General features: G+C 53.0%; 26 protein-coding genes and 1 other annotated feature. Of the genes, 24 read left to right on the top strand and 2 right to left on the bottom strand.

Going from position 1 to position 24,973, the window contains the following annotated elements; genetic code table 11:
• Window positions 1-38: 38 nt before the first annotated feature.
• From AC2CGQ_RS08750 to umuC, 14 genes are all read left to right on the top strand, one after another.
• The gene (locus AC2CGQ_RS08750) at window positions 39-788 is read left to right on the top strand and encodes an Ig-like domain-containing protein (protein ID WP_041033806.1); all 750 of its coding nucleotides are present in this window, start codon (window positions 39-41) and stop codon (window positions 786-788) included.
• 51 nt (window positions 789-839) lie between these two features.
• Complete coding sequence (locus AC2CGQ_RS08745) at window positions 840-1,520, top strand: DUF6246 family protein (RefSeq protein ID WP_484593588.1); 681 nt, start codon at window positions 840-842, stop codon at window positions 1,518-1,520.
• A gap of 257 nt (window positions 1,521-1,777) precedes the next feature.
• A complete protein-coding gene (locus AC2CGQ_RS08740; RefSeq protein WP_049193451.1) occupies window positions 1,778-2,410 on the top strand; it encodes a hypothetical protein in 633 nt (210 codons plus the stop codon).
• Between the two features lie 131 nt (window positions 2,411-2,541).
• Entirely contained in the window at window positions 2,542-2,919 is a 378-nt protein-coding gene (locus AC2CGQ_RS08735; RefSeq protein WP_141173917.1) for a hypothetical protein, read from the top strand.
• A 12-nt stretch (window positions 2,920-2,931) separates the two neighbouring features.
• The gene (locus tag AC2CGQ_RS08730; RefSeq protein WP_141173918.1) at window positions 2,932-3,264 is read left to right on the top strand and encodes a hypothetical protein; all 333 of its coding nucleotides are present in this window, start codon (window positions 2,932-2,934) and stop codon (window positions 3,262-3,264) included.
• A gap of 64 nt (window positions 3,265-3,328) precedes the next feature.
• Complete coding sequence (locus tag AC2CGQ_RS08725) at window positions 3,329-6,016, top strand: tape measure protein (RefSeq protein ID WP_484593587.1); 2,688 nt, start codon at window positions 3,329-3,331, stop codon at window positions 6,014-6,016.
• A gap of 37 nt (window positions 6,017-6,053) precedes the next feature.
• Window positions 6,054-6,521, top strand: a complete 468-nt coding sequence (locus tag AC2CGQ_RS08720) for a hypothetical protein (protein ID WP_127146605.1) — start codon at window positions 6,054-6,056, stop codon at window positions 6,519-6,521.
• Window positions 6,522-6,992: a hypothetical protein gene (locus tag AC2CGQ_RS08715; RefSeq protein ID WP_484593586.1), complete on the top strand. Its 471-nt coding sequence runs from the start codon at window positions 6,522-6,524 to the stop codon at window positions 6,990-6,992.
• The gene (locus tag AC2CGQ_RS08710) at window positions 6,985-7,416 is read left to right on the top strand and encodes an NlpC/P60 family protein (RefSeq protein WP_484593585.1); all 432 of its coding nucleotides are present in this window, start codon (window positions 6,985-6,987) and stop codon (window positions 7,414-7,416) included. Before AC2CGQ_RS08715 ends, AC2CGQ_RS08710 begins: the two co-directional genes overlap by 8 nt.
• Window positions 7,364-9,862: a host specificity factor TipJ family phage tail protein gene (locus AC2CGQ_RS08705; protein WP_484593584.1), complete on the top strand. Its 2,499-nt coding sequence runs from the start codon at window positions 7,364-7,366 to the stop codon at window positions 9,860-9,862. The genes AC2CGQ_RS08710 and AC2CGQ_RS08705 overlap by 53 nt, the downstream gene beginning before the upstream one ends.
• Window positions 9,863-11,884 (top strand): hypothetical protein, encoded by a 2,022-nt coding sequence (locus tag AC2CGQ_RS08700; RefSeq protein WP_484593583.1) that lies wholly within the window; start codon window positions 9,863-9,865, stop codon window positions 11,882-11,884.
• On the top strand, window positions 11,884-12,681 hold the full coding sequence (locus tag AC2CGQ_RS08695; RefSeq protein ID WP_484593582.1) for a hypothetical protein: 798 nt from the start codon (window positions 11,884-11,886) through the stop codon (window positions 12,679-12,681). Before AC2CGQ_RS08700 ends, AC2CGQ_RS08695 begins: the two co-directional genes overlap by 1 nt.
• A 145-nt stretch (window positions 12,682-12,826) precedes the next feature.
• On the top strand, window positions 12,827-13,249 hold the full coding sequence (umuD, locus tag AC2CGQ_RS08690) for a translesion error-prone DNA polymerase V autoproteolytic subunit (RefSeq protein ID WP_484593581.1): 423 nt from the start codon (window positions 12,827-12,829) through the stop codon (window positions 13,247-13,249).
• Window positions 13,249-14,517, top strand: coding sequence for a translesion error-prone DNA polymerase V subunit UmuC (gene umuC, locus AC2CGQ_RS08685; RefSeq protein WP_484593580.1), 1,269 nt, complete (start codon window positions 13,249-13,251; stop codon window positions 14,515-14,517). Before umuD ends, umuC begins: the two co-directional genes overlap by 1 nt.
• On the opposite strand, the gene AC2CGQ_RS08680 is transcribed toward umuC, so the two are convergent.
• Window positions 14,514-15,221 (bottom strand): SOS response-associated peptidase family protein, encoded by a 708-nt coding sequence (locus AC2CGQ_RS08680; RefSeq protein WP_484593579.1) that lies wholly within the window; start codon window positions 15,219-15,221, stop codon window positions 14,514-14,516. The genes umuC and AC2CGQ_RS08680 overlap by 4 nt on opposite strands.
• Window positions 15,222-15,488: 267 nt before the next feature.
• On the opposite strand from AC2CGQ_RS08680, the gene thrS reads away from it, so the two are divergent.
• From thrS to ihfA, 8 genes are all read left to right on the top strand, one after another.
• Complete coding sequence (thrS, locus tag AC2CGQ_RS08675) at window positions 15,489-17,417, top strand: threonine--tRNA ligase (RefSeq protein WP_015377696.1); 1,929 nt, start codon at window positions 15,489-15,491, stop codon at window positions 17,415-17,417.
• A 3-nt stretch (window positions 17,418-17,420) separates the two neighbouring features.
• Window positions 17,421-17,972 carry a translation initiation factor IF-3 gene (infC, locus tag AC2CGQ_RS08670; RefSeq protein WP_048233542.1) on the top strand — a complete coding sequence of 184 codons (552 nt, stop codon included), beginning with the start codon at window positions 17,421-17,423 and terminating at the stop codon, window positions 17,970-17,972.
• A 98-nt stretch (window positions 17,973-18,070) separates the two neighbouring features.
• Entirely contained in the window at window positions 18,071-18,268 is a 198-nt protein-coding gene (gene rpmI, locus AC2CGQ_RS08665; RefSeq protein ID WP_004931418.1) for a 50S ribosomal protein L35, read from the top strand.
• Window positions 18,269-18,311: 43 nt separating this feature from the next.
• Window positions 18,312-18,668, top strand: coding sequence for a 50S ribosomal protein L20 (gene rplT, locus AC2CGQ_RS08660; RefSeq protein ID WP_004931417.1), 357 nt, complete (start codon window positions 18,312-18,314; stop codon window positions 18,666-18,668).
• A 113-nt stretch (window positions 18,669-18,781) separates the two neighbouring features.
• Window positions 18,782-18,904, top strand: a sequence feature (Phe leader region).
• The gene (pheM, locus tag AC2CGQ_RS08655) at window positions 18,786-18,830 is read left to right on the top strand and encodes a pheST operon leader peptide PheM (protein WP_139074214.1); all 45 of its coding nucleotides are present in this window, start codon (window positions 18,786-18,788) and stop codon (window positions 18,828-18,830) included. It overlaps the preceding feature by 45 nt.
• Before the next feature lie 187 nt (window positions 18,905-19,091).
• Entirely contained in the window at window positions 19,092-20,075 is a 984-nt protein-coding gene (pheS, locus tag AC2CGQ_RS08650; RefSeq protein ID WP_004931416.1) for a phenylalanine--tRNA ligase subunit alpha, read from the top strand.
• 14 nt (window positions 20,076-20,089) lie between these two features.
• Entirely contained in the window at window positions 20,090-22,477 is a 2,388-nt protein-coding gene (pheT, locus tag AC2CGQ_RS08645; RefSeq protein ID WP_484593578.1) for a phenylalanine--tRNA ligase subunit beta, read from the top strand.
• A 4-nt stretch (window positions 22,478-22,481) separates the two neighbouring features.
• Window positions 22,482-22,778: an integration host factor subunit alpha gene (gene ihfA, locus AC2CGQ_RS08640; protein ID WP_004931414.1), complete on the top strand. Its 297-nt coding sequence runs from the start codon at window positions 22,482-22,484 to the stop codon at window positions 22,776-22,778.
• A gap of 189 nt (window positions 22,779-22,967) precedes the next feature.
• Here ihfA and AC2CGQ_RS08635 read toward each other — a convergent pair whose 3' ends face one another.
• Window positions 22,968-23,099, bottom strand: coding sequence for a hypothetical protein (locus tag AC2CGQ_RS08635; protein ID WP_015377698.1), 132 nt, complete (start codon window positions 23,097-23,099; stop codon window positions 22,968-22,970).
• Window positions 23,100-23,330: 231 nt separating this feature from the next.
• On the opposite strand from AC2CGQ_RS08635, the gene AC2CGQ_RS08630 reads away from it, so the two are divergent.
• On the top strand, window positions 23,331-23,747 hold the full coding sequence (locus AC2CGQ_RS08630; RefSeq protein WP_088381522.1) for a DUF2502 domain-containing protein: 417 nt from the start codon (window positions 23,331-23,333) through the stop codon (window positions 23,745-23,747).
• Between the two features lie 179 nt (window positions 23,748-23,926).
• Window positions 23,927-24,934 (top strand): vitamin B12 ABC transporter permease BtuC, encoded by a 1,008-nt coding sequence (btuC, locus tag AC2CGQ_RS08625; RefSeq protein ID WP_484593577.1) that lies wholly within the window; start codon window positions 23,927-23,929, stop codon window positions 24,932-24,934.
• The last annotated feature ends 39 nt before the right edge of the window (window positions 24,935-24,973 follow it).

Here is a 24,973-nt window from a genome sequence, read left to right as displayed (position 1 = left end):
TGCCTCTGGGCGGCCTTTTTTATTTGAAGAGGTAACACATGCAAGGTTGTGCAAATGATACCGGCAAGCTGATCGGTAAAGTCGCGGTGCTGCGTATGGCTTTCGGCTGTGCTGACACGCTGCCGGCACTGAGTGACTGGAAGCGCCTAGGCGCGCTGACCACAAAGGGCTTCGACTTCTCGCCAAACTCTGTGACGTCTGAAGCGGACGACGCGAAAGGGCTGGTGGAGAACTTGGTAACCAATATGGATTTCACCATTTCCGGTGAAGGTGAATTCCGCCGAAAAGACAAAACCACTGAGATCGGCGCGCTCAACATCTCCAAGTACATTTTCGATGAAGTGCAGGCTGGCAGGCAGCCGTCGATCTGGGTGCGATTCGATTTCGTCGGCGAAGATTCCGGCACCTACATCATGGGCTACTTCAACACTACGTCGTGGTCTGGTGATTTTGGCACGAGCGACATCTCCACTTTCTCCGGCGAGTGGAAAGTTGCTGATGCCGATACTGTCGTATTTGAAGTCGCCGCGGATGTACCGGTTACCGGTGTGACAGTGGCGCCAGCAACAGCAAGCATTGCTGTAGGGGCTACTCAACAGCTTACCGCCACCGTGGCGCCGGCTGATGCAAGCGACAAAACCGGCACCTGGTCATCCTCGGCAACCGGTAAGGCCACCGTCAATCAGTCAGGTCTCGTTACTGGCGTTTCTGCCGGCGCGGCCACAATCACGTTTACCACCAATGATGGCGCCAAAACATCAACCAGCGCGATCACCGTTACCGCGTGACTATCACAAAGGGCGTACTGCGCCCTTGATGATAATTATTCGAGGCATCTCATGACACCAATCACTGAATTAGGCGAGATGGTCATCACCGATGACGATCGCGATTACTTCCTTCGACCTTCGTTCGCAAACATGACCCGTATAGGCTCGCCAGCGGAGATTGTAGAGCGATTTGCTGAACTCCATACCAGTGAGGCTCCGCGGTTACTTGAAGCCGCTGTTGAGGCATACGGTGAGGTTCCTGGGTGGTTGCTGGCATACATCAACGCACCGTCATTCAGTATCGCGGCAATATTCGCGGGGATGATCGTCATGCAGGCATGCTGTGATGATGACCTTAGCGCGCTGGTGGGAGAGTTGCGGCCAAGCAAACGAGGAAAGAGGGCTTTCGTGTTTCGCCGCGGAAAGATGCCGGCGAGCGACATCATCGTAATCGGCCAATCACTGATCACTCACGGTATCATCGGTAAAGCAAAGATCCGCAAGCTGCAGCGACACGAGTCGAACAGCTACGTGAACGAGTTCAACGCCTTCGAGTACATCAGCGCCGCCCGCAATCACTTCAGTATGCCTCGCGATGAAGCAGAGCGCCTTTCTATGACCGAGTTTCAGTTGCTGCTGGCGGCAAAGTACCCAGAGCAGAACGGCTTCACGCGCGAAGAGTACGATCAGGTGATGGATGAAGACGAGAAGCGCTGGCAGGCGATGATGAAAACGCAAAAAAATCGATAGCCCAAAATCGAAACGTGGTTAGTTGTGCGCAGCCAGTTTTCCTTTCATGTGGGGATATGGCTGCGTTGCTGGGTGCGCTACAAGGCAATTGAGCGCACTTTTAGGCTGTTTAAGGTAAACAAAACGAACAGTCGACATTGAAAGATCACCATTTAGGTAATAGTATACGACTTAACAACCGTAGTTGTATGAATAGCCGAAGCCTAAAACGCTTCGGCCTTCTTATCAGAAGTACTCCGGCAATGTTGGAGGACACTATGAACAGACAAACAGCGAACACGAGAATGCCATTAAATATCCCTGAGGCTGGTTTCAACACCAAGCTTAACGTCACAGGCAACAACATCGAGCACACGACCGCTTTCATGCAGAAAGGCGTTGTGGACTTCTCGCTGCCTGGCTATACGACGCCTCATGGTTATCGTCTCGTAAAAGCCCGCACTGAAGACCATTATCGTTTGGTAACGGATTCCCAAGATCCGGTCACTGTGTACGCTGTTCGTTTGGAGTTCATGGAAAACATCGTACCAGGAAGAAGAAGCTGCACCCAGATTATGGTCTGGCGTAGTGTTCAGCCGCAGTACACTTCTGCTGTGACAGGATTACCAAGAATGTTCTTCCAGTACTTCTTGGAGAGTCATTCGATCGTCGTATCCGACAGTGAACAGACCAGCGATGGTCGTCGATTCTGGGAAGGCATGATTGCATGGGCGATTCAGGCAGATGGTTACCATGTTTATGTTTCAGATGGCACTGAAGAAGATCGCCCTCTGACCTTTATGACTTCGTGGGATGATTTCTACGGAACTTGGACTGATTTCTGTTGGGGTGATGATCGTGACTGTCATTCACATCGACTGCTGGTAATCAGCAAAGATCAGCTTCACTAACTGCGAACGTTAACTGATTCTAGCCCCGGCCTTAAATGCTGGGGCTTTTTGCTTTCTGGCCCATCGTTTTCGTTGCCTGCCGCGCGCCATCTGCTACGATTCCCTTATCTTTGGTTGATGGGGATAGGGATGTGACTGAGGAAGAATGGTTGGATGGCCTGAGGCATCTTTCGTATGACCAGATAATTCAGGTTCACTTCGGGTTGCAGGAGCAGATCAAGAAGCACTACAAGCTGAGAGCAGATGCATTTCACCTTGAGAAAGCGATAGAACTGTGTAAGCAACAGATTGCGTTTGCTCCGCTTGCTTTGCCAGCATTAAAAGCGGCTCACGAAGCTAGAGTCTGCAGTTATGAGACCTGGATAAAAAAGCCTCATCCTTTTCCTGAGTTCAAAGCGCCAGGCCATCATGGATATTATCAATATTCAGTAATCCTGCGCCGACAAAAAGACTTTGATAAGCTTGCGCAGATAGAAGCGAAGAGAAAGTTGGAAGGTTGGGCTGGTTGATATGGGGTATCTATGAAAAAGAATTTATTTTTACTTGCATTGTTTATTTCTCCATTTGCCATGTCGGCAGAGTATAAAATTTCAATTCCTACCGATTCCAAGGCTGTGTATACAGTGTTAGGCAAGGGGGAGCGTGATGGTCTGAAAACCATTATTACTAAGCGAGAGGGTAGTTCCGGGGTGTCATACTCTGAGCGTGCTTACGACTGCGTTAATCGCACAGTAAAGTACCTGGGTGATGGCGAGACCCTAGAGCAAATGAAGTTATCCCGCGCTGACCCGAATATGAGCGATATAGTTCCCCAATCAATCGCTGATTATGTAGGTAATGAAGCCTGCAAGTAAAATATTAACCATTAGAAAATAAACCCCGTTCAACCGGGGTTTTTTTATGCCCGGAGATCAGTAAATGGCGGAGCAGGACGGCGGGAGCTTGGTTTATCAAGTTGATATTGAAACTGCAAAGATGGTCACAGGTAGCCGTCAAGCAGCTGTCGTGTTAGGGGAGATGGAAAAACAAGCCAATCGTTCATCTAAAGCCGTTGATGGATTGACATCCTCTGCCGACAGTGCTGGTAGGTCTATGTCTGGGTTTAAATCAGTGTTGAGCGGGGTTGCAAGCGCAATATCAGTTGCTTTGATTATCGATTACGGCAAGGCTTTTTTGACAGTCGCCGATAACATTACGCAACTTCAGTCACGGATCCTCAGGCTATCATCTGATGCCGCAGCAGCAATGTCTACGTTTGAAACGTTGACGGCCATAGCATCGACTACTGGCGCTAGCCTCAGGGATACGGCCAAGCTGTGGGAGGCGATGACCTCCGCGCTAAAAGGGACTGGAGCAACCAACACCCAAATACTTGCATTAACCGATACGCTTCAGAAAATAGGGCGAGTTGGCGGCTCTTCTACAGAAGAGATGGCAAATGCATTAAGACAATTCGGCCAGTCTATTTCCTCCGGCACAGTAAGAGCCGAAGAATTTAACTCCATCCTTGAACAAATGCCTGAGCTTGCTAGGCAGATTGGCGCAGGGATGGGACTATCAATGGGGCAGTTGCGACAAGCAATGCTCGAGGGTAAGTTGAGCGCTCAGGATGCACTTAATGCAATCATGAAGCAGTCATCGGCTGTTAACGATGAATTCTCGAAGCTCCCAAGGACGATGGATCAGGCGAGCAACTCCCTTACGATTTCCCTTCAAAATCTAATTGGGAAAATGAACGAAGCTATGGGCGCTAGCGCAACCATGGTGAAGGTTATTGACTCTATTAGCGCAGCAATAGATAGGCTAAGTGGAAAAACTGAGACGGCATCACAGAAGATTGCAGATCTCACGTCAACTGGCGAAATGTATGCACGTAGAGCAAGAACGTGGTCATGGCTTGGACTTGATGGCTGGTCAGAACAAAATCAGGCTTTAGCAGCTCTCAGCAACAAAGCAGCCACGCTGATCGGCGATATGAATTCGGTGGCAAAAGCTTCAGAAAACGCAGCCAATGGAACGATTAATTTCAATAACTCAGGAACTGCAAACCCTAAGCAAGATGCATTGGTGAAGCGTTCTCAGCGTCGCATAGAACTATCGAAACTAGAAGGGGAAGCAAGGGCCAGACTACAGGCAGTATATGACGCTGAAGATGCTGGCATATCTAAGAATGATCCGCGAGTGAAGAAACTCCAAGATCAGTATGCCGAGATAGAGCGGAATACCAAAGCCCAGAAAGAAAGCAATGCGGAGGGCAAGAAGTCAGCCAGCCAAGCAGAAAGCGTTGCCCAGAAGCTGGCAAACCTGAAGCAGCAGTCAGAGCTTGCGGCGGACTCAACAAGCGAGCTTAGCCGAGAGCAGGCGATTCTTACCGCACAGCAATCACTCGGTAAAGGCGCGACGCAAGCACAGATAGCTGAGGCTGGTGCTTACGCTGCCAAAAAGTGGGACACAGCCAACGCTATCAAGGCGCAGGCAGCAGCAGAGAAGCTACTCCCGGAGGCCAAAGAGAACGCCAGCTACGCGCAGGACGTGAAGGATTTAAACACGGCGTTGGCGGCCAAGAAAATCAGCCAGGAGCAGTACAACACCACGGCCGAGCAGCTGGAGCAACAGCATCAGGTAAATCTGGCAAAAATCCGGGCTGAAGCTGTGGTAAGTCCTCAGCAGCAAGCTGCCGGCATGGTTGACCCAGTGCAGCAGCTTGCCAACGAGAATGCGCAGAAGTTGGCGCTGATCCAGCAGTTCGAGACTGAGAAAGGGGTAATCACCCAACGCGGCCTTGAGTTGATGAGGGCAGCAAATACTCAGTACGAACAACAGCGGATCGCGGCACAGTGGGAGATATTCCGCAATCAAAACGCAGGCAATGAGGCGTTGGCTGCGTCATTTGATGCATTCGCCGGCAACGCATCCAATGCTTTTACTGGCATTATCACCGGCAGCATGAGTGCGGAAGAGGCAGCGCGCTCGCTTGGCTCAACGGTACTTAATAGCCTGGTGAATGCCTTTGTACAGATGGGGGTTGATTGGGTTAAATCGGCGGTTATGGGTTCAGCAGCGCAAACATCAGCTATTGCTGCCACTACGGCCGCGCAGGTTGCAGGAACTGCCACAACCACCGCTGCTAGCACGACTGCTGCAGCGGCGACCACAACAGCCTGGACTCCGGCGGCCATCGTTGCCTCTATCGGTTCATTCGGTGGTGCTGCAGCGATTGGTATCGGTGCAGTTGTCGCGGCTATGGCGCTGTCTAGCAGTCTGGCAGGGAAGCGCAAGAATGGCGGGCCTGTAAGGTCGGGCAGCATGTACCAGGTTGGCGAAGGCGGTCTTCCTGAGATTTACCAAGCCAGCACAGGTAAGCAGTACATGATACCTGGTGATAACGGCAAGGTGATCAGCAACAAGGACATGCAAGGCGGTAGTGGTATCAATGTGAATGTCAGTATCAACAATACCAACGGTTCATATGTAGATCACCAGGTAACCAGTGATGGCAATGGCGGTGTCTCGATGGAGATATTTATCGCTGACATGGACAACGGCGGCCCTATGAGCCAAGCCATAAGTCGAAATCATCAGGCCCCTCGCAGGGCAACCCAATAACCCGCTTCGGCGGGTTTTTTATTACCGGGAGAAAACCGTGGCAATACCTTATCCCGACTGGCTATCACTTCCCCAGAAGTCCAACAAGAGCCGCACCATTGATGCCGGGTTTCGCACCGATCAGCCGGCAGTGGGCGCGCCTATCTTCCAGCGACTGACAGATGACCTCAAAACCACTTGGTCGCTGACGTGGATTTTCACGCTGCAAGAGGATCGGGCATTTGAGCAGTGGTATCGCAGCCCTCGTTACCTGGATAACGGCAATCAGTGGTTCACGATGCTGTGCAACCTGGGCGGCTCTGGCCTGCAAATGCAGGAACTGCATTTCGTGGCTCCGCCGGTTCAAACGAGCATTAACGGCAACACGACGACGTGGACGGCGAGCGTAATCACTCGGAAGGTCTACAACCCGGATGATGAATTCTCAGACGTCATTGTTGAGCTGCCGCCGTATCAGTGGGGGATCATTGATGAAGTGGTCAACCGCGACATGCCGGAGTATTGAATGCCTACATTACGAGAATTTCAGTCACAGCGGCCCAACCGGATCATCTACGACACGATGACGTTTAGCCATCCGGCATTTGGCGTTCTCCGGCTGGTGGCAAACCAGATATACCCGAAGACATTCGCTGGCCAGGAGTATTCGCCTTGCAGAATGGAGGTTGCAGAGAGCCAACAGAGTAGCACGCCTGTGATCAACTCTACGGCCAAGTTTGGGCGTCTGGCTCAGGACTTTAAACAGCAACTTAAGCAGTGGCGCGCGCACTCACGCATAACGCCAATCTCTGCCACGTATCAGCGTTTCGATGCGGCGGACATGAATACGCCTCTGAAGTCGTGGACGCTCTATGTGAAGGATGTAGCAATGGACGAAAGCGATGTTACGTGCTCGCTGACGCTGCAAAACCCCCTGAACAACAATATCGGGTTCCTCTACAACACAACCGACTTCCCAGGGCTTGCCAATGCATAAATCTGACTTCATCTGTGCCATGGATGGAAAACCATGGCGCGATCGGGCGTGCTCGTTCGACGAGGCTGATTGCTGGGGGCTGGTGGTGCTTTATTACCGGCACGTGCTTGGCATAGAGATACACCAAACAGCGGACTACGAAGCCGGCAGCGACTTCCTGACGTGCTTTTCCGGTGATGTTGTGTTCTGGCATCAGGTCGAGAAAGTGTCCGACAGTAGCATTTTTATCGCTTATTACGGCGCTCAGCCAGCCCACGTCGGTTTAGTCATTGATGGGCAAGCATTTCATAGCCGCGGCGAATCTGGGCATGTGCGCTTTGACAAGCTGCGGACACTGGAACGAGTTTTCACCAAATTGGAGTTTTACGACTATGCCGTTGATCGAAGTTCAGCGTGTGCCAGGGTTGCCGAAAGAACGTCATAACCTCCATGCTGGTAGCATGTTCTATCCCTGGCTTAAATCAGCCAACCTTCATTGTGATGTTGAAATTTTCCGTAACGGCGTGAAGCTGCAGCCAGATGATGAGTTGAATTTTCCTCTCAACGATGGCGACGTGATCAACGTGTTCGACCAGCCGAAAAGCGGCACGCTTGGAACAATCCTCAACCCTTTAGAGCACTTTAACCCGATAAAATTTACTCAAAAAATTCTTTCATCACTCATCGGACAACCAAGCACCAGCGTAGCAGCAGGAAGTAATGCGAAAACGTCACCAAACAACAGCCTGAAAGGACAAACCAACATCGCGCGCAACGGCGAGGCAAAGCCTGACAACTACGGCCAGGTACGCGCGCTCCCTGATCTGATTCAAGAGTCGTTATTCGAGTACGACAACAACATCAAGAAAGTCACAGAGTGGATGAACTTCGGGCTGGGCCGGTATGACGTCACGTCAGTAAGATACTCAGAATCGAACCTCGGCGCGCTGGCTGGCGCCTCATACCGCATCTACCAGCCAGGCGAGAACATCCCGCGGATCAATGAGGGGTTCGCTTTCGATGACATCGACGGCCAGGAGCTTCCTGGTCCGAACGAGAGCGGTGATTTTCCTGTAGAAACGGCGACGACAACCACCGATATGGTTTCTGGCGAGTTCATCGCCGGACAGGCAAAGGTGAAAATCAAGCAGAATAGCGACTTTGATTACTTCTATGACCTGCCTAAGCCTCATTCTGTATCGTTCGTAGTCAATGTCACCTACAACACGGTGTCGGGGCCAGTAACTCGTGATATCACGGTATTTGCCGATCTTGTCAGTGCGACAACAACCGACGATGGCGCCCCAGTGAATCCGCAGTATTTCTACGAGTTCACGTTTGCAAATCTGAGCGGCAACGATATCAGCCAGATCCCCGACGACGCGGTAATCAACACGTCGATATTCACGCTTAACGACAATGAACCGCTGGTAATTGGCCCATCATTCTCTCCGGTTGAAGGGACTCAGCTTTGGGTTCACCTGCAGGCGCAGTTAGGTCACGGTGACTATGCCCGAACCAATGTCACCTTCTACAAGGTCGATGATGATAACAACCAGATCCCGGGAACGTTAGAGAGTTACAACGTAGGGCTCAACAATGACGATGAAAACGCAGATACAAAATATCAGACGTTTAAATTCACACCTGCAGCCGGCAATGGTCGTTACGCGATTTCTTTCATCCGGTCGAATAACAGCAATGACCATTCAATCCTCAAGGTCGAAGCCGTTCACATCGTCAGGACGCGCACCAACGTTGTTTACCCGAATGATACGCTCGTAACCGTCACTGTCACTGCGACAGAACGCGCTACCAGTGCAAGGGAGCGAAAATATAACGCTCTAATCACCCGCCACGTCATCAGTTACAACCTGGCTACACAGACGGTCGATTACACAGAAAGGCCTTCACGTTCGTTTGCGGACGCTGTATTGCACACCTGGCTAAAGATGGGCGGTCAGCCAGAGTCGAGCATCGACATCTACGAGCTTTACTCTATCGCGGCATCGTTGCCGGATCAGCGCCTGGGGTATTTCGATTACACATTCGATGATGAAGATATCTCGCTGGGCTCTCGGATTCAGACGATCTGTGATGCGGCCACCGTGACGGCGTTCTGGGATGGCGGGGTGTTGTCTTTCACGCGTGATGAACGAAAACCGAATGCGACGACGGTATTCAACCGCGCCAACATGAAAGCGGAGGATTACAGCCTTTCCTACGACATGACTCTACCAGGTGGTTTTGATGGGGTAGAGGTCAAGTATCGAAACCCGGTCACGAATAAGCAGGCATTCATCCGCTACCGGATCGTCGGCAACTCGATTGAAGAGGGGGAACCGGTAAAGGCGAAGAAATTCGACATGCTGTTTATCCGCAATTCGTACCAGGCGCGGGATCGGGCATTGAAAGAAGTTCGCCGGCTGCTGTATTCGCGGCAAACGATGGCTATCCGCGCTCTTTCAGATGGTGAATGGGTGAACGTCGGGCAGATGGTGCAGGTAGCCGATATCTACGACGCGAACCAGCAGGATGGCTATATCGTTGCACGTAACGGCAACAACTTCGATACCAGCGAACGGCTCGAGTGGTCTGGGGATATGTTTGTGGTCGTTACTGATGCAATCGGTGCGCCTACAGCACGCGTCCAGGCATATCCTCGCACAGATACCATATTTGGCTTCACTGCAGCAGTACCAGCAATAACCCTCAACCTCTATGACGGCTACAACACACAGTCTCCGTCTCGTTACGTCATCGCCTCGCAAGTAGAGATGGATGCAACTAAATGGACGATCACTGAAAAGAAACCAAATGGCGACGGGACTACTTCGTTAACCATGTCTGAATACAACGATGAAATGTATAATTACGAGGTAACTGAATAAATGGCTACCACACCAACAAATAACCCCATTCCAAGCGAAGCTGTACAGGATTTAAAGTTTAACGCTGGGAAAATAGATCAAATCGTAAACTCAAATTCTAAAACTTATATCGATAGATTTGGAGTTGAACGATATACGTGGGCTGGTGCGCTGGCAAATATAGCGCCACTTGGTCATCCATGGACGGAAGAGGAGGCGAACGCTGCAATTGCTTCTGGTGAGATTCCAAATGGCGCATATTATTTTGTGTGGTCTTCTGATAAGAATAAAATTGCTGATGTCTGGCGCAACGTTAATGGGGTTGCGACTAAAACAGACAAAAGCTACCCATCAAGTGAATTTGTCAGAGAGCTTGAAGAAGAAATTGAGGCTACAAATAACAGGACAGTATCGATACAGGTAGGTTTTGCCAACGATTTAGACGGCAGAGCCATTATGAACGCCTTTACTGATGGAGAGGGGCGCATCAATATTTACGACAACGAAGATGGTGATGTAGGTATTGGTGATTTTAAATTCCAAAAACTCCCACCTAACCCAGATTATGATATTGCATATTTAGACGAGAATTATATACCGCTGTTTGGTGTGTCAACGCTGGGCGGATTCCGTTACGGTAATTTCGAAGTTTTGGAAATTCCGGGGCCGCCTGGCCTACTATTCTTGGATGAGGACTTTAAACCAGTAGCGTGTTTGCCTGGGTTTGAGAACGATCAAGACATCCCTGTTATAGGACAAGCAGTCAAGGAGGCGTTACCGGAGTTTCTGTGGCCAGACTATGTCGGAACAAAAGCCGGTGGACAGTCGCTTGGTTCAGGAGTGACGAAGGCAGTTGATGCAAAGGTGTATTCAACAACTCAGCCATTCGCGAATCGGACGTTTAGTGATGGGCTTTATTCTGACACAACGGGAACCGATACTATTTCTCCGCTGGTTGAGAAAATTATCGGTGTAGCCGGTGAGACCCTATGGCAGTCAGAAGGATGCCTCAGCACGCTGTCGAATGACATGATTACGCGTTTGTGTAATGAACGGGGAACCACTTACGATAAGTTGGGTATTACGTTTCTGACAAGTTCTTCGTCTGCACCAGGGTTTAATATTGCCAAGCTTCAAAAAGGGACAGATGCGTATCAGAAGGGCATAAACCATATTACAAACGGCATGCGCCTGGCTCTGAGCGAGAATAAAACTTACGCGTTTTTGTTCCGTCCGTGGTGGCAGGGGGAAACAGACATATTGCTTCAGACTCCGCGAGAGGAATTTACGAAATTAACTCGTCAATGCATCACTGACGAGAACGCAGATGCGCAGCAAATCACAGGGCAGCAGGTGGCGCCGATCACGCTGTGTCATCAGTTGGCATCTCATAATGCCTATGCACGAAAATATCCGTTCATGGCTCTTGCCCTGAGAGACTTGGCAAATGAAGGGCTAATGCACATTGCGTTTCCTGGGTATGTCTCTCGCTACTCTGATGGCGTCCATTATATGCCAACCAGCTATATGATGGGCGGTAAATATATGGAGCGACTGGCAAGCCGCATTGTTAAAGATTTGCAGGCTGGTCGGGAGGTGAAAAAACACTGGTTACGCCCTGTTTCAGAATTACGTCAGAAAAACGTATCCATAACTCGGTATGAGTGCCCGACATATCCAATCCGTTTCAAAACAGATTTTGTCATGCCGACCGATAATTTTGGTTTTGACGTGCGAAATAAATTCACCTTCGAACTCTACGACATTATTACGTCTGTTGAGATTGTCGGCATTGATCGCGTCAGAATCGTTTGCTCACGTGACCTGACTGATGCAGACATTATTACCTACGGTTGGGGACGTTTCGACCCCGCAGATCCTGAAAATCCGCAGCATCCACAGCGCAGCGGCCGCATCAATGGCCCACGTGGAAACCTGTGTGATAGCGATGGGGAACTGAATAATTCGGGCTACACCGACCAGGACGGATTTTTTATCCCAATGGATAACTATTGTGAAATTTTCTCAACGGAGTCTCTGTAATGACTACAGCTATTCGAGCTATCGGCTATAAAACGCCAAATACATCACTGCGGCCTATGTTTATTCCGGTTAACACTGCTCCGGGTGCGATGGCGCATCTGTGCCGTGATTTTGATAAAGATTACTCTGGCAACAATCACTCAGTGCAGCTTGTCGGTACACCGCAAAAAACCAAGTTCGGCTATCTCTGTGATAAATTTAACGGGTTGCTCACAACAGTGCCTGACGGAATTGATCGCACGCTGATTGTTGTATATCGCCAGCCCGTCAATGTTACGCCGCAGTCATATATCTACCCATTCGGAAATTTAAGCCAGCAGGGTACTGTAGACGGCGTTGGCATTGGTATCAGGTCTGCGCAGGTGCCAACTGGAAAGAATACTGTTTCCGCGATTGTTGGTGCGAGTGTAAAAACAGACCCATACCTGGGCTATGCGCAGGCTAATGCGCAGGAGCCGACATCAGCACTGAACTGGCAATTCCAGGCGTTGATCGTCAACGGCACGGGAAATTCGGCCGCGCTTTACATCCCGTGGCAACTGAATGAACTGGTTCCTGCCGCACTGGCGTCGGGTGCGAATCTGGCAAATCGGAGCATCAAAGAAAACGGGAACCCATCATTCTACCGCATCGGCGCATGGCGCGATAATTCCACTCCAGGCGTTACGGCTGCTCAGTCGAGGGTTGAAGTAGCTGAAGTTCTTGTATTCCCTGGTGTGCTTTCAATGACTCAGATAGACGTACAGTACGGCTATTCGAAGCAGCTCATGGCAGCGCAGGGCCAGACGCTGCTGTAATGGTATGCCGGGAGGGAACCCGGCCATTCATCAAAACTATCTTTCTTTACCGATCAATATCCTACCTATCTAACAAAAATCCGAACTTTCCCCCGTCAAAATCTTGCGCATATACTGTATAAAAACACAGTAACAAGGCAACATTATGACTTTCTTTTATCCAACACCAAACCCAACCAAGCTCAAAATCCCGCTGTTCGCCGACAAGGTGCCGGCGGGGTTTCCCAGTCCTGCAGCAGATTACGTCAGTTCGCGCATCGATCTGAACGAGTACTGCATCAGCCATCCCAATGCGACCTATTTTCTCTATGCGACAGGTGATTCCATGCTTGAGGCCGGGATCACTGAGGGCTCTATGCTTGTTGTTGACCGCAGCATCAGCCCCGCCCATGGCGATATCGTTATAGCCAGCATAGCCGGCGAGTTCACCGTTAAGCGCCTCTGTTTACATCCCCGTACGCAATTGGAACCCATGAATCCGAAATATGAGCCGATCCTGCTTCATGACGGCGGCGACGAACTGGAGGTGATGGGCGTTGTTGTGTCTTCGATAACGAGGCTCAAGTGATGTACGCGCTTGCTGATGTGAACAGCTTCTACGCGAGCTGCGAAACGTTGTGGCGACCAGATCTGCGAGGGCGTCCTGTTGTCGTTCTGTCGAATAACGACGGATGTGTCGTAGCCAGGAGCAAGGAAGCGAAGGCGTTAGGGCTAAAGATGGGAGAACCCTATTTCAAAATTAAGCGGGAATTTGAGCGCGCAGGGGGCATCGCGTTCAGCAGCAACTATGAGCTATACGCCGACATGTCTCAGCGTGTGATGGCTGTTTTAGAAGAGATGGCGCCACGCGTAGAAGTGTATTCAATTGACGAAAGTTTTCTTGATCTGACTGGAGTTCGTAACTGCATTGATCTGGATACTTTCGGCCGTCAGGTGCGGGCTAAGGTACTGCGCAACACTGGGCTAACTGTAGGCGTTGGAATTGCCCAAACCAAGACGTTAGCCAAGCTGGCAAACTTCGCGGCGAAGAAGTGGGACAAGACTGGCGGAGTAGTGGATCTGTCTAATGAAGGGCGCCAGCGCAAATTGATGGGCCTCGTGCCGGTCGATGAGGTCTGGGGTATCGGACGCCGAATATCGAAAAAGCTCAACATGATGGGAATAGAAACGGCACTACAACTGGCCGATGCAAGCACTACGATGATCCGCAAGCATTTCAGCGTTGTGATAGAGCGAACCGTCCGCGAGCTACGTGGTCAGCCTTGTCTCGAGCTGGAGGAGTTTGCACCGACAAAACAACAGATCATCTGCAGTCGCAGCTTCGGAGACCGGATAACTGAGTATGACCAGATGCACCAGGCTATTTGCATGTACGCGACGCGTGCGGCGGAGAAGCTGAGGGAGGAGCATCAGTATTGCCGGCATGTCAGCGCGTGGCTCAAAACCAGCCCATTTGCCATCAATGAGGAGTACTACGGCAACACCGCAAGCATAAAACTGAGCGTACCCACACAGGATACTCGCGACATTATCGCCGCGGCTATGCGTTGCCTTGATGCGATTTGGCAACCCGGTCATCGGTATCAGAAAGGCGGGGTGATGCTGCAGGATTTTTACAGTCAAGGCGTGGCTCAGTTAGGGCTGTTCGATGAGTACAAACCACGGCATAACAGCGAACAGCTCATGGGCGTGCTTGATCGGATAAACAATTCGGGTAGGTCGAAACTGTGGTTTGCTGGTCAAGGAGCGCATCAGGTGTGGTCAATGAAGCGTGAGCTACTGTCACCGGCATACACTACGCGGCTTAGTGATCTTCCGCGCGCTCGGGTTTATTAAACCAGTGGATTGGCGATAGGCTTAATCAGCTCAGCGCTGTCATTGCGGATATTGCCGACTGATTTTCCTACAGGATGCCAAGCGAAATCGTCGGGAGATGTGGCCGCTTCGTTCGCGAGTTCTTCTGCTCTCGCTGATGTGATGTCTGGCTTAATCCACTCGCGTGCAGCTGCTGGTGGCAGAACGACAGGCCGGCGGTCATGAATATCGAGCAAACCCGAATCGCTGGCGCAGGTCACGATGACAAAACCGTCATCATCAGGAGGATCTTTAGCATCGGGATGATGGCGGCTTATTGCGGCGAAAAATATAGGTGCTTTCGATTCGTGATAGATGAAATAGGGCTGCTTTACTTTGGCGTCGTGCTTGTCTTTCTTCCACTCGTACCAGCCATCTGCCATCACCAGCGCGCGACCGTGACTCCATAGCGGCTTGAACATTCTGCTGGTGGCGGCTGTTTCAACGCGAGCATTGATAACCGGCTGACGCTTCATTTCACGCCACCAATCAGGGCCATACCCCCAGTCAACAGGATCAAGGTGTAGCTTGTCGTCACGCTGATTCAATATCAGTACGCGAGTGCCTGGCGCCACGTTGTAACGTGCAATCGGCACGTTATCCAATGCGCCGGCAAATTCTAGCTCGGATGCGAGAACATCTAGATAATCTGCACGAGTTTGAATTTGAGCAAAACGGCCACACATACTGATATCCCTTTAGAGGACGATAGTGGAAGTATAGACGAGGGGAGGGTTTGTAAATCCTCTTGTAGATGATGGCCTTTCTCTAGTGATAGACTACTCATCCCGTTATGGCGTAACAACATAGTACATTTCAAATTGTGTACATATGAGTGTACATATCTGGCAGGGTAAAGCTGGATAGCGTCGATAACATCATGTAGTTAAACAATATTGTATTTCTTCATGTGATCTGTCGTGTGGGTCACCACTGTAGATAAGGAATTATTAATGCCTGTTATTACTCTTCCTGACGGTAGTCAGCGTCATTTCGACCACCCCGTTTCCCCGATGGATGTCGCGCGCGATATCGGCCCTGGCCTGGCGAAAGCCTGTATCGCCGGTCGCGTCAATGGCGAACTGGTTGATGCCAGCGATCTGATCGAATCGGATGCGCAGCTGGCCATCATCACCATCAAAGACGAAGACGGTCTGGAAATCATGCGCCACTCCTGCGCGCACCTGCTGGGTCATGCGATCAAGCAGCTGTGGCCGGATACCAAAATGGCGATCGGTCCTGTTATCGACAACGGTTTCTATTATGACGTGGATATCGACCGCACCCTGACGCAGGAAGACCTGGATCTGCTGGAAAAGCGGATGCACGAGTTGGCCGATAAGGATTACGACGTCATCAAGAAGAAGGTCAGCTGGCAAGAAGCCCGCGACACCTTCGCTGAGCGCGGCGAAATCTATAAAGTGGCGATCCTGGATGAGAACATCAGCCATGACGATCGTCCTGGCCTGTATCACCACGAAGAATACATCGACATGTGCCGCGGCCCGCACGTGCCGAACATGCGTTTCTGCCACCATTTCAAGCTGCAGAAAACCTCCGGCGCTTACTGGCGCGGTGACAGCAAAAACAAAATGCTGCAGCGTATCTACGGTACCGCCTGGGCAGACAAGAAGCAGCTGAACGCCTACCTGCAACGCCTGGAAGAGGCGGCCAAGCGCGATCACCGCAAGATCGGCAAACAGCTCGATCTGTATCACATGCAGGAAGAAGCGCCGGGCATGGTGTTCTGGCACAACGACGGTTGGACTATCTTCCGCGAGCTGGAAGCCTTCGTGCGCATGAAGCTCAAAGAGTACCAGTACCAGGAAGTGAAAGGTCCGTTTATGATGGACCGCGTGCTGTGGGAAAAAACCGGCCACTGGGAAAACTACAAAGACGCCATGTTCACCACCGCGTCGGAAAACCGCGAATACTGCATCAAGCCGATGAACTGCCCGGGTCACGTGCAGATCTTCAACCAGGGCCTGAAGTCGTACCGCGATTTGCCGCTGCGCATGGGCGAATTTGGCAGCTGCCACCGCAACGAGCCTTCGGGTTCCCTGCACGGCCTGATGCGCGTGCGCGGCTTCACGCAGGATGACGCCCACATCTTCTGTACCGAAGAGCAGGTGCGCGCCGAAGTGAACGAATGCATTCGCATGGTCTATGACGTGTACGGCACCTTCGGCTTCGACAAGATCGCCGTCAAGCTGTCGACTCGCCCGGAAAAACGCATCGGTACCGACGACATGTGGACTCGTGCGGAAGAAGACCTGGCCGCCGCGCTGACCGAGAACGGCATTCCGTTCGAGTACCAGCCGGGCGAGGGCGCCTTCTACGGACCGAAAATTGAATTTACCCTGCATGATTGTTTGGATCGCGCATGGCAATGTGGTACCGTGCAGCTCGATTTCTTCTTGCCGGGCCGTTTGGGCGCCTCGTATGTTGGCGAAAACAACGATCGCGTCGTGCCGGTAATGATTCACCGCGCCATTTTGGGCTCCATGGAACGCTTCATCGGTATCCTGACCGAAGAATACGCCGGGTTCTACCCGACCTGGATCGCTCCGGTGCAGGTGGTGGTGATGAATATCACCGACAGCCAGTCTGATTACGTCCAGCAATTGACCAAAAAACTGCAGGATGCAGGTATTCGCGTGAAAGCGGACTTGAGAAATGAGAAGATTGGCTTTAAAATTCGCGAACATACTTTACGTCGAGTCCCTTACATGTTGGTGTGCGGCGACAAAGAGGTCGAAGCCGGCAAAGTTGCCGTTCGTACCCGCCGTGGCAAAGACCTGGGAAGCCTGGACGTAAACGAAGTCGTAGACAAGCTGCTGAAAGAGATTCGCAGCCGTAGTCTTCATCAACTGGAGGAATAAAGTATTAAAGGCGGAAAACGAGTTCAACCGGCGCGTCCTAATCGCATTAACAGAGAAATTCGCGCGCAAGAAGTTCGCCTAACCGGCGTCGATGGCGAGCAGATTGGTATTGTCAGTCTGAATGAAGCTCTTGAAAAAGCTGAGGAAGCGGGCGTTGATTTAGTAGAAATCAGCCCAAATGCCGAACCGCCAGTTTGCCGAATCATGGATTACGGCAAATTCCTCTACGAGAAGAGCAAGTCGACGAAAGAACAGAAGAAGAAGCAAAAAGTTATTCAGGTCAAGGAAATCAAATTCCGTCCTGGCACCGATGATGGCGACTATCAGGTCAAACTACGCAACCTGATTCGCTTTCTGGAAGATGGCGATAAAGCCAAAATCACCCTGCGTTTCCGTGGGCGTGAGATGGCGCACCAGCAGATCGGTATGGAAGTGCTTAACCGCGTCCGTAAAGACCTGTGTGAAGATATGGATCTGGCAGTGGTCGAATCCTTCCCTACGAAGATCGAAGGCCGCCAGATGATTATGGTGCTCGCTCCTAAGAAGAAACAGTAAGGCTTACAAGTAATGGAACCCGCGCGGCGCTTGCGCTGTGTGGGTTTTATTCGCCCAACTGATTCGTTGTTTAACAATGCGAAGTGGATTTAATTAAAATGCCAAAGATTAAAACTGTACGTGGTGCAGCCAAGCGCTTCAAAAAAACCGGCAGCGGTGGTTTTAAGCGTAAACATGCCAACCTGCGTCATATTCTGACCAAAAAAGCAACCAAGCGTAAACGTCACCTGCGTCCGAAAGGCATGGTGTCTAAAAACGATCTGGTCCTGGTTACCGCGTGCCTGCCGTACGCATAAGCCATTTTTTTTGAATTTAGAATAAGACTTTAGGAGAGAGCATATGGCTCGCGTAAAACGTGGTGTAATTGCACGCGCACGTCACAAGAAAATCATGAAGCAGGCGAAAGGTTACTACGGTGCCCGTTCGCGCGTATATCGTGTTGCCTTCCAGGCAGTAATCAAAGCTGGTCAGTATGCTTACCGTGACCGTCGTCAACGTAAGCGTCAGTTCCGTCAGCTGTGGATTGCACGTATCAACGCAGCTGCTCGTCAGAACGGCCTGTCTTACAGCAAGTTCATCAACGGCTTGAAAAAAGCCTCGATCGAAATTGACCGTAAGATCCTGGCTGACATCGCAGTCTTCGACAAAGTGGCCTTCGGCGCACTGGTTGAGAAAGCGAAAGCAGCTCTGGCGTAAGTCAGTAGAAGAGGGAGCTTGCTCCCTCTTTTAATCTTTGTTTTCAGCGACAAATATTGACTTTCATTGGCCGCCGCTATATCACTGGTGGATAATCATCGACAAGGTACCGCAATCATGCACGCAGCTCTTTTTCGTTTCTTTTTTTACTTTAGCGCCTGATTTCAGGAGGCTTTGCGCGTAAGAAAAGAAACGAAAAGTAGCGCCTAAGCCTCCCTCGTGGAGGCTTTTTTGTTTTTGGCCATCGTCTCGCCTTGCCAGGCGTTGCGGTGAGGGCGGCAGACACTCAGTCGGCCCTGTGCCGCGCAGGTGAGTCGCTTGGCCGACAACGCATTGAAAAGTCTTTGAAGATTGCTCAAAGGCGTGTTCGAATAATAGATAACAATTACTTAGGGCCATCCCGGCCAGAGGAAGAGGAAAGCAATGCCACATCTCGCAGAGCTGGTTGCCAATGCCAAGGCAGCCGTAGAAGATGCCCAGGATGTTGCCGCGTTAGATTTGGTGCGCGTCGAATATTTTGGCAAGAAAGGTCATTTCACCTTGCAGATGCAGTCTCTGCGCGACGTACCGGCGGAAGACCGTCCGGCGGCCGGCGCGGTGATCAACCAGGCCAAGCAAGAAGTACAGGACGCCCTGAACGCGCGTAAGAACGCGCTGGAAAGCGCCGCGCTGAACGCGCGCCTGGCGGCTGAAACCATCGATGTTTCCCTGCCGGGCCGTCGCATGGAGAACGGCGGCCTGCATCCGGTGACCCGCACCATCGACCGTATCGAAACCTTCTTCGGCGAGTTGGGCTTTTCCGTTGCCACCGGCCCGGAGATTGAAGACGATTACCATAACTTCGACGCGCTGAACATTCCAGGGCACCACCCGGCGCGCGCCGATCACGATACCTTCTGGTTCGACGCCACACGCCTGCTGCGCACCCAGACTTCTGGCGTGCAGATCCGCACCATGAAGAACCAACAGCCGCCGATCCGTATCATTGCGCCGGGCCGCGTTTACCGTAACGACTACGATCAGACTCACACCCCGATGTTCCACCAGATGGAAGGGCTGATCGTCGATAAAGACATCAGCTTCACCAACCTGAAGGGCACGCTGCACGATTTCCTGAACAACTTCTTTGAAGAAGACCTGCAGGTTCGTTTCCGTCCGTCCTACTTCCCATTCACCGAGCCGTCCGCTGAAGTGGACGTGATGGGCAAGAATGGCAAGTGGCTGGAAGTGCTGGGCTGCGGCATGGTGCATCCGAACGTGCTGCGCAACGTCGGCATCGATCCGGAAGTTTACTCCGGCTTCGCCTTCGGCATGGGCATGGAGCGCCTGACGATGCTGCGTTACGGCGTCACCGACCTGCGCGCATTCTTCGAAAACGATCTGCGTTTCCTCAAACAGTTTAAGTAAGGCGGGAATATCACATGAAATTCAGTGAACTCTGGTTGCGCGAGTGGGTAAACCCGGCCATCAGCAGCGAAGCATTATCCGATCAAATCACCATGGCCGGCCTGGAAGTGGACGGCGTGGATCCGGTTGCCGGCGCGTTTAACGGCGTTGTGGTGGGTGAAGTGGTCGAGTGCGGTCAGCACCCGAACGCCGACAAACTGCGCGTCACTAAAGTTAACGTGGGCGGCGATCGCTTGCTCGACATCGTTTGCGGCGCGCCGAACTGCCGTACCGGCCTGAAAGTGGCGGTCGCCACCGTGGGCGCGGTGCTGCCGGGCGATTTCAAAATCAAAGCCGCCAAGCTGCGCGGCGAGCCTTCGGAAGGCATGCTGTGCTCGTTCTCCGAGCTGGGCATTTCCGACGATCATGACGGCATCATCGAGCTGCCGCTGGATGCGCCGATCGGCACCGACATCCGTGACTATCTGAAACTGAACGACAACACCATCGAGATCAGCGTTACCCCGAACCGCGCCGACTGCCTGGGTATCATCGGCGTCGCGCGCGACGTGGGCGTACTCAACCAGGTGGCGCTGACCGAGCCAGACATGAGCCCGGTGGCTGCTGCGATTGACGCCACGCTGCCGATCCGCGTTGACGCGCCGCAGGCGTGCCCGCGCTATCTGGGCCGTGTGGTGAAAGGCATCGACGTCAAGGCGCCAAGCCCGCTGTGGATGCGTGAAAAGCTGCGTCGCTGCGGCATCCGCTCCATCGATGCGGTGGTTGACGTCACCAACTATGTGCTGCTGGAGCTTGGCCAGCCGATGCACGCTTTCGATCTGAGCCGCATCGACGGCGGCATCGTGGTGCGCATGGCGGAAGAAGGCGAAACGCTGAGGCTGCTGGACGGCAGTGAAGCCAAACTGAACGCCGACACCTTAGTGATCGCCGATCATCAAAAAGCGTTGGCGATGGGCGGCATCTTCGGTGGTGAGCATTCCGGCGTCAACGGGGAAACTCAGGACGTGCTGCTGGAATGCGCCTTCTTCAGCCCGCTGTCGATCACCGGCCGCGCGCGTCGTCACGGCCTGCACACCGACGCTTCTCACCGCTATGAGCGCGGTGTCGATCCGGCGCTGCAGTACAAAGCGATGGAACGCGCCACGCGCCTGCTGCTCGATATTTGCGGCGGTCAGGCCGGCCCGATTATCGACGTGACCCACGAGAACGAACTGCCGAAGCGCGCCACCATCACGCTGCGCCGCGAGAAACTGGATCGCCTGATCGGCCACGTGGTGCCGAGCGAGCAGGTCAGCGACATTCTGCGCCGCCTGGGTTGCCAGGTGACCGAGCAGGGCGACAGCTGGCAAGCGGTCGCGCCAAGCTGGCGTTTCGATATGGAGATCGAAGAGGATCTGGTGGAAGAAGTGGCGCGCGTTTACGGCTACGACAACATCCCGGATGTGCCGGTGCGCGCCGATCTGGTGATGACCCAGCATCGCGAAGCCGATCTGACGCTGAAGCGCGTGAAGACCATGCTGGTCGATCACGGTTATCAGGAAGCGATCACCTACAGCTTCGTCGATCCGAAGGTGCAGGCGCTGCTGCACCCGAATGAAGAAGCGCTGATCCTGCCAAGCCCGATTTCGGTAGAAATGTCGGCGATGCGCCTGTCGCTGTGGACCGGCCTGCTGTCTTCGGTGGTGTACAACCAGAACCGCCAGCAGACGCGTCTGCGTCTGTTCGAAAGCGGCCTGCGCTTTGTGCCTGATAGTGCGGCAGATCTGGGTATCCGTCAGGATGTCATGCTGGCGGGCGTGATCGCCGGCCATACGCACGATGAACATTGGGATCTGGCGCGCAAGCCCGTCGACTTCTATGATTTAAAAGGGGATCTGGAGTCCGTCCTCGAGCTGACCGGTAAATTATCCGAAATTCAGTTCCGGGCGGAAGCCAATCCGGCCCTGCATCCAGGGCAAAGTGCGGCGATTTATTTGCACGGCGAACGCGTAGGTTTCATCGGTGTGGTTCACCCGGAACTTGAACGTAAACTGGATCTTAACGGCCGCACCGTGGTGTTTGAACTGGAGTGGAACAAGCTTGCGAGCCGCGCCGTGCCTCAGGCGCGGGAGATTTCGCGCTTCCCGGCAAACCGCCGTGATATCGCCATTGTGGTGGCTGAAAACGTCCCCGCAGAAGATATTTTGGCCGAGTGTAAGAAAGTTGGCGCAAATCAGGTAGTTGGCGTAAACTTGTTTGACGTGTACCGTGGCAAGGGCGTGGCAGAAGGTGACAAGAGCCTGGCTATCAGTCTGGTATTGCAGGATACCGCTCGTACACTGGAAGAAGAGGAGATAGCCGCTACCGTTGCAAAATGCGTAGAGGCTCTAAAACAGCGATTCCAAGCATCCTTGAGGGATTGAACCTATGGCGCTTACTAAAGCTGAAATGTCAGAACACCTGTTTGAGAAGCTTGGGCTTAGCAAACGGGACGCCAAAGACCTGGTGGAACTGTTCTTTGAAGAGGTCCGTCGGGCTCTTGAGAATGGCGAACAGGTAAAACTGTCGGGTTTTGGCAACTTTGATCTGCGTGACAAGAACCAACGTCCGGGGCGTAACCCGAAGACCGGCGAAGACATTCCGATTACGGCGCGCCGTGTGGTGACCTTCCGTCCGGGGCAGAAGCTGAAAAGCCGGGTAGAAAACGCCAGCCCGAAAGGGTGAGTGACGTGACATCAAAAAAGGCCGCTTGCGCGGCCTTTTTCTTTTCTGAGAAAAAATTCAGTTTATTCCTAATGGGCAATGCATGAATTAAAATTATTCATTAAATCGCCTCGGCGAAAATTTATTTAATCTCAATTACGGAGTATTCTTATATCTTATTTTGTGTGGTGAGCAGCCATATTTGTTGTTTCAATAACGGCCGTAATAATGGCCAGGGCCGTCGCCGCGGTGGCCACCGCCCCCGTGCGGGCCCCAGCAGCAGGCGCTCAGGGTTGAGGCCAGGGCTACAACGGTCAGCAGCATACCGATACGTTTAATCATCTTATAATCCTCCGGTGGAAATCCATTTAACTATAATTGCCGCGCCGCTTGAGAGACGTCAGTTATTCGTTAAATCTTGTCAGTGGTTATGATAATTAAAGGCGGCGGCAAACAGTGTAGGGATTGTGTAAGGCCGTCGAAAACAATCTGAAAATAGGCATCGGTGAGATAGTCGTTAAATAAGCACGCTGATATAACCACTGCAGCAAGAAAATAGAGTGAGAAGGTGAAATGAAAAAGATCCTGTTGCTGGTGTGTTTCCCGCTGTTGCTGCCGCTGGCGGCGAAGGCCGATGTCTCCGTCGATATCAACGTGCCGGGCGTTTCTCTGCATCTGGGGGATCAGGACCGTCGCGGCTATTACTGGGATGGCTACGACTGGCGTCCACCGCAGTGGTGGCATGCGCACCAGGGCCGCGGCCTGGGTGAGCGCAATGCGCGCGGTATGTACTGGGACGGCGGACGCTGGCAACCTTCGCCGCCGCGTGGCTATGAGCATCGTGAGCCGGAACGCAGCGGCAATCCATTCCACGGCGATCGCGATAGTGGCGACCACGACCGCCGTCATGACGATCGCGGTGACCATGACCGCCGCGATGATGGCCGCGGCCAACCTTATCCACCGGGCAACGCCGGCCCGCATCGTTAATCCCTGAGTTTATCGGCGGCTGGTTTTGCCATCATTGTTGCGATGACGGGCAAGGCCAGCCGCTGCTTTCCTGAGCCACTATCCACGCAAGACTTCCCCTTGCGGCGTTAACCCCCTAATATTCGACTCAAACGTCAATTATCCGGCCACGACAGCGGCCGGCAGGGAACCGCCGCGCCATGCCAACCAGCCGTACCTTCACCTTACTGTTGCAACATCAACGCTACCGCGATAAACGCCAGCTCAGTCTGTTGGCGCTGGGCGTGGCGGTGGCGTTGCTGGTCAGCCTTTGCGCCGGCGACCAATGGATATGGCCGTCAGCGTGGTTCAGCGATCGAGCGCAACTGTTTGTTTGGCAACTGCGTTTGCCGCGCGCGCTGGCGGTGATGCTGGTCGGCGCCGCCCTGGCGGTGGCGGGCGCGGTGATGCAGGCGCTGTTTGAAAATCCTCTGGCGGAGCCCGGTCTGCTGGGCGTCGCTAACGGCGCCGGCGTAGCGCTGGTGCTGACGGTGTTGTTGGGGCACGGTTTGTTGCCGGTGGCGCTGATGAGCGCCGCCGCGATAGCCGGTGCGTTGGCGATGACCTTCTTGCTGCTGGGCTTCGCTCGCCGGCGACGTCTGACCAATGCACGGCTGTTGCTGGTCGGCGTAGCGCTGGGCATCGTGTGCAGCGCGCTGATGACCTGGGCGGTCTATTTCAGCACCAGCCTCGATCTGCGGCAGCTGATGTACTGGATGATGGGCGGTTTCGGCGGCGTCGACTGGCGCCAAAAGTGGCTGGTGCTGGTGCTGCTGCCGGTGTTGCTGTGGCTGTGTGGCCAGGGCCGAGCGCTCAACCTGATGGCGCTGGGCGAGGTGCAGGCGCGCCAGCTCGGGCTGTCGCTGCATGTGTGGCGTAACCTGCTGGTGCTGGCGATCGGCTGGCTGGTTGGCGTCAGCGTGGCGCTCGCCGGGGTGATCGGCTTCGTTGGGCTGGTGATCCCGCATATTTTGCGGCTCACCGGCCTGACAGACCAGCGCTATCTGCTGTCGGCCTGCGCGCTGGCGGGGGCCGGGGTGTTGCTGGTGGCCGATGTGATCGCCCGCGTTGCGCTGCTGGCGGCCGAGCTGCCGATCGGCGTGGTGACAGCCACGCTGGGGGCGCCGCTATTTATCTGGTTACTGACCCGGACAAAAGGCGTAAGGTAGTTTTCTTCATTCACCTGCCATTAAAAAACCAAAGGATGA

Source organism: Serratia sp. DFXYC6, assembly GCF_057196085.1.
Note: the sequence above shows the minus strand (reverse complement) of the source record. Positions and strands in the feature narration are given on the sequence as shown.

Coding starts and splice junctions, on each gene's coding strand:
- AC2CGQ_RS08750 (WP_041033806.1), top strand. CDS start 39: ATGCAAGGTTGTGCAAATGATACCGGCAAGCTGATCGGTAAAGTCGCG.
- AC2CGQ_RS08745 (WP_484593588.1), top strand. CDS start 840: ATGACACCAATCACTGAATTAGGCGAGATGGTCATCACCGATGACGAT.
- AC2CGQ_RS08740 (WP_049193451.1), top strand. CDS start 1,778: ATGAACAGACAAACAGCGAACACGAGAATGCCATTAAATATCCCTGAG.
- AC2CGQ_RS08730 (WP_141173918.1), top strand. CDS start 2,932: ATGAAAAAGAATTTATTTTTACTTGCATTGTTTATTTCTCCATTTGCC.
- AC2CGQ_RS08725 (WP_484593587.1), top strand. CDS start 3,329: ATGGCGGAGCAGGACGGCGGGAGCTTGGTTTATCAAGTTGATATTGAA.
- AC2CGQ_RS08715 (WP_484593586.1), top strand. CDS start 6,522: ATGCCTACATTACGAGAATTTCAGTCACAGCGGCCCAACCGGATCATC.
- AC2CGQ_RS08710 (WP_484593585.1), top strand. CDS start 6,985: ATGCATAAATCTGACTTCATCTGTGCCATGGATGGAAAACCATGGCGC.
- AC2CGQ_RS08705 (WP_484593584.1), top strand. CDS start 7,364: ATGCCGTTGATCGAAGTTCAGCGTGTGCCAGGGTTGCCGAAAGAACGT.
- AC2CGQ_RS08700 (WP_484593583.1), top strand. CDS start 9,863: ATGGCTACCACACCAACAAATAACCCCATTCCAAGCGAAGCTGTACAG.
- AC2CGQ_RS08695 (WP_484593582.1), top strand. CDS start 11,884: ATGACTACAGCTATTCGAGCTATCGGCTATAAAACGCCAAATACATCA.
- umuD (WP_484593581.1), top strand. CDS start 12,827: ATGACTTTCTTTTATCCAACACCAAACCCAACCAAGCTCAAAATCCCG.
- umuC (WP_484593580.1), top strand. CDS start 13,249: ATGTACGCGCTTGCTGATGTGAACAGCTTCTACGCGAGCTGCGAAACG.
- AC2CGQ_RS08680 (WP_484593579.1), bottom strand. CDS start 15,221: ATGTGTGGCCGTTTTGCTCAAATTCAAACTCGTGCAGATTATCTAGAT.
- thrS (WP_015377696.1), top strand. CDS start 15,489: ATGCCTGTTATTACTCTTCCTGACGGTAGTCAGCGTCATTTCGACCAC.
- rpmI (WP_004931418.1), top strand. CDS start 18,071: ATGCCAAAGATTAAAACTGTACGTGGTGCAGCCAAGCGCTTCAAAAAA.
- rplT (WP_004931417.1), top strand. CDS start 18,312: ATGGCTCGCGTAAAACGTGGTGTAATTGCACGCGCACGTCACAAGAAA.
- pheS (WP_004931416.1), top strand. CDS start 19,092: ATGCCACATCTCGCAGAGCTGGTTGCCAATGCCAAGGCAGCCGTAGAA.
- pheT (WP_484593578.1), top strand. CDS start 20,090: ATGAAATTCAGTGAACTCTGGTTGCGCGAGTGGGTAAACCCGGCCATC.
- ihfA (WP_004931414.1), top strand. CDS start 22,482: ATGGCGCTTACTAAAGCTGAAATGTCAGAACACCTGTTTGAGAAGCTT.
- AC2CGQ_RS08635 (WP_015377698.1), bottom strand. CDS start 23,099: ATGATTAAACGTATCGGTATGCTGCTGACCGTTGTAGCCCTGGCCTCA.
- AC2CGQ_RS08630 (WP_088381522.1), top strand. CDS start 23,331: ATGAAAAAGATCCTGTTGCTGGTGTGTTTCCCGCTGTTGCTGCCGCTG.
- btuC (WP_484593577.1), top strand. CDS start 23,927: ATGCCAACCAGCCGTACCTTCACCTTACTGTTGCAACATCAACGCTAC.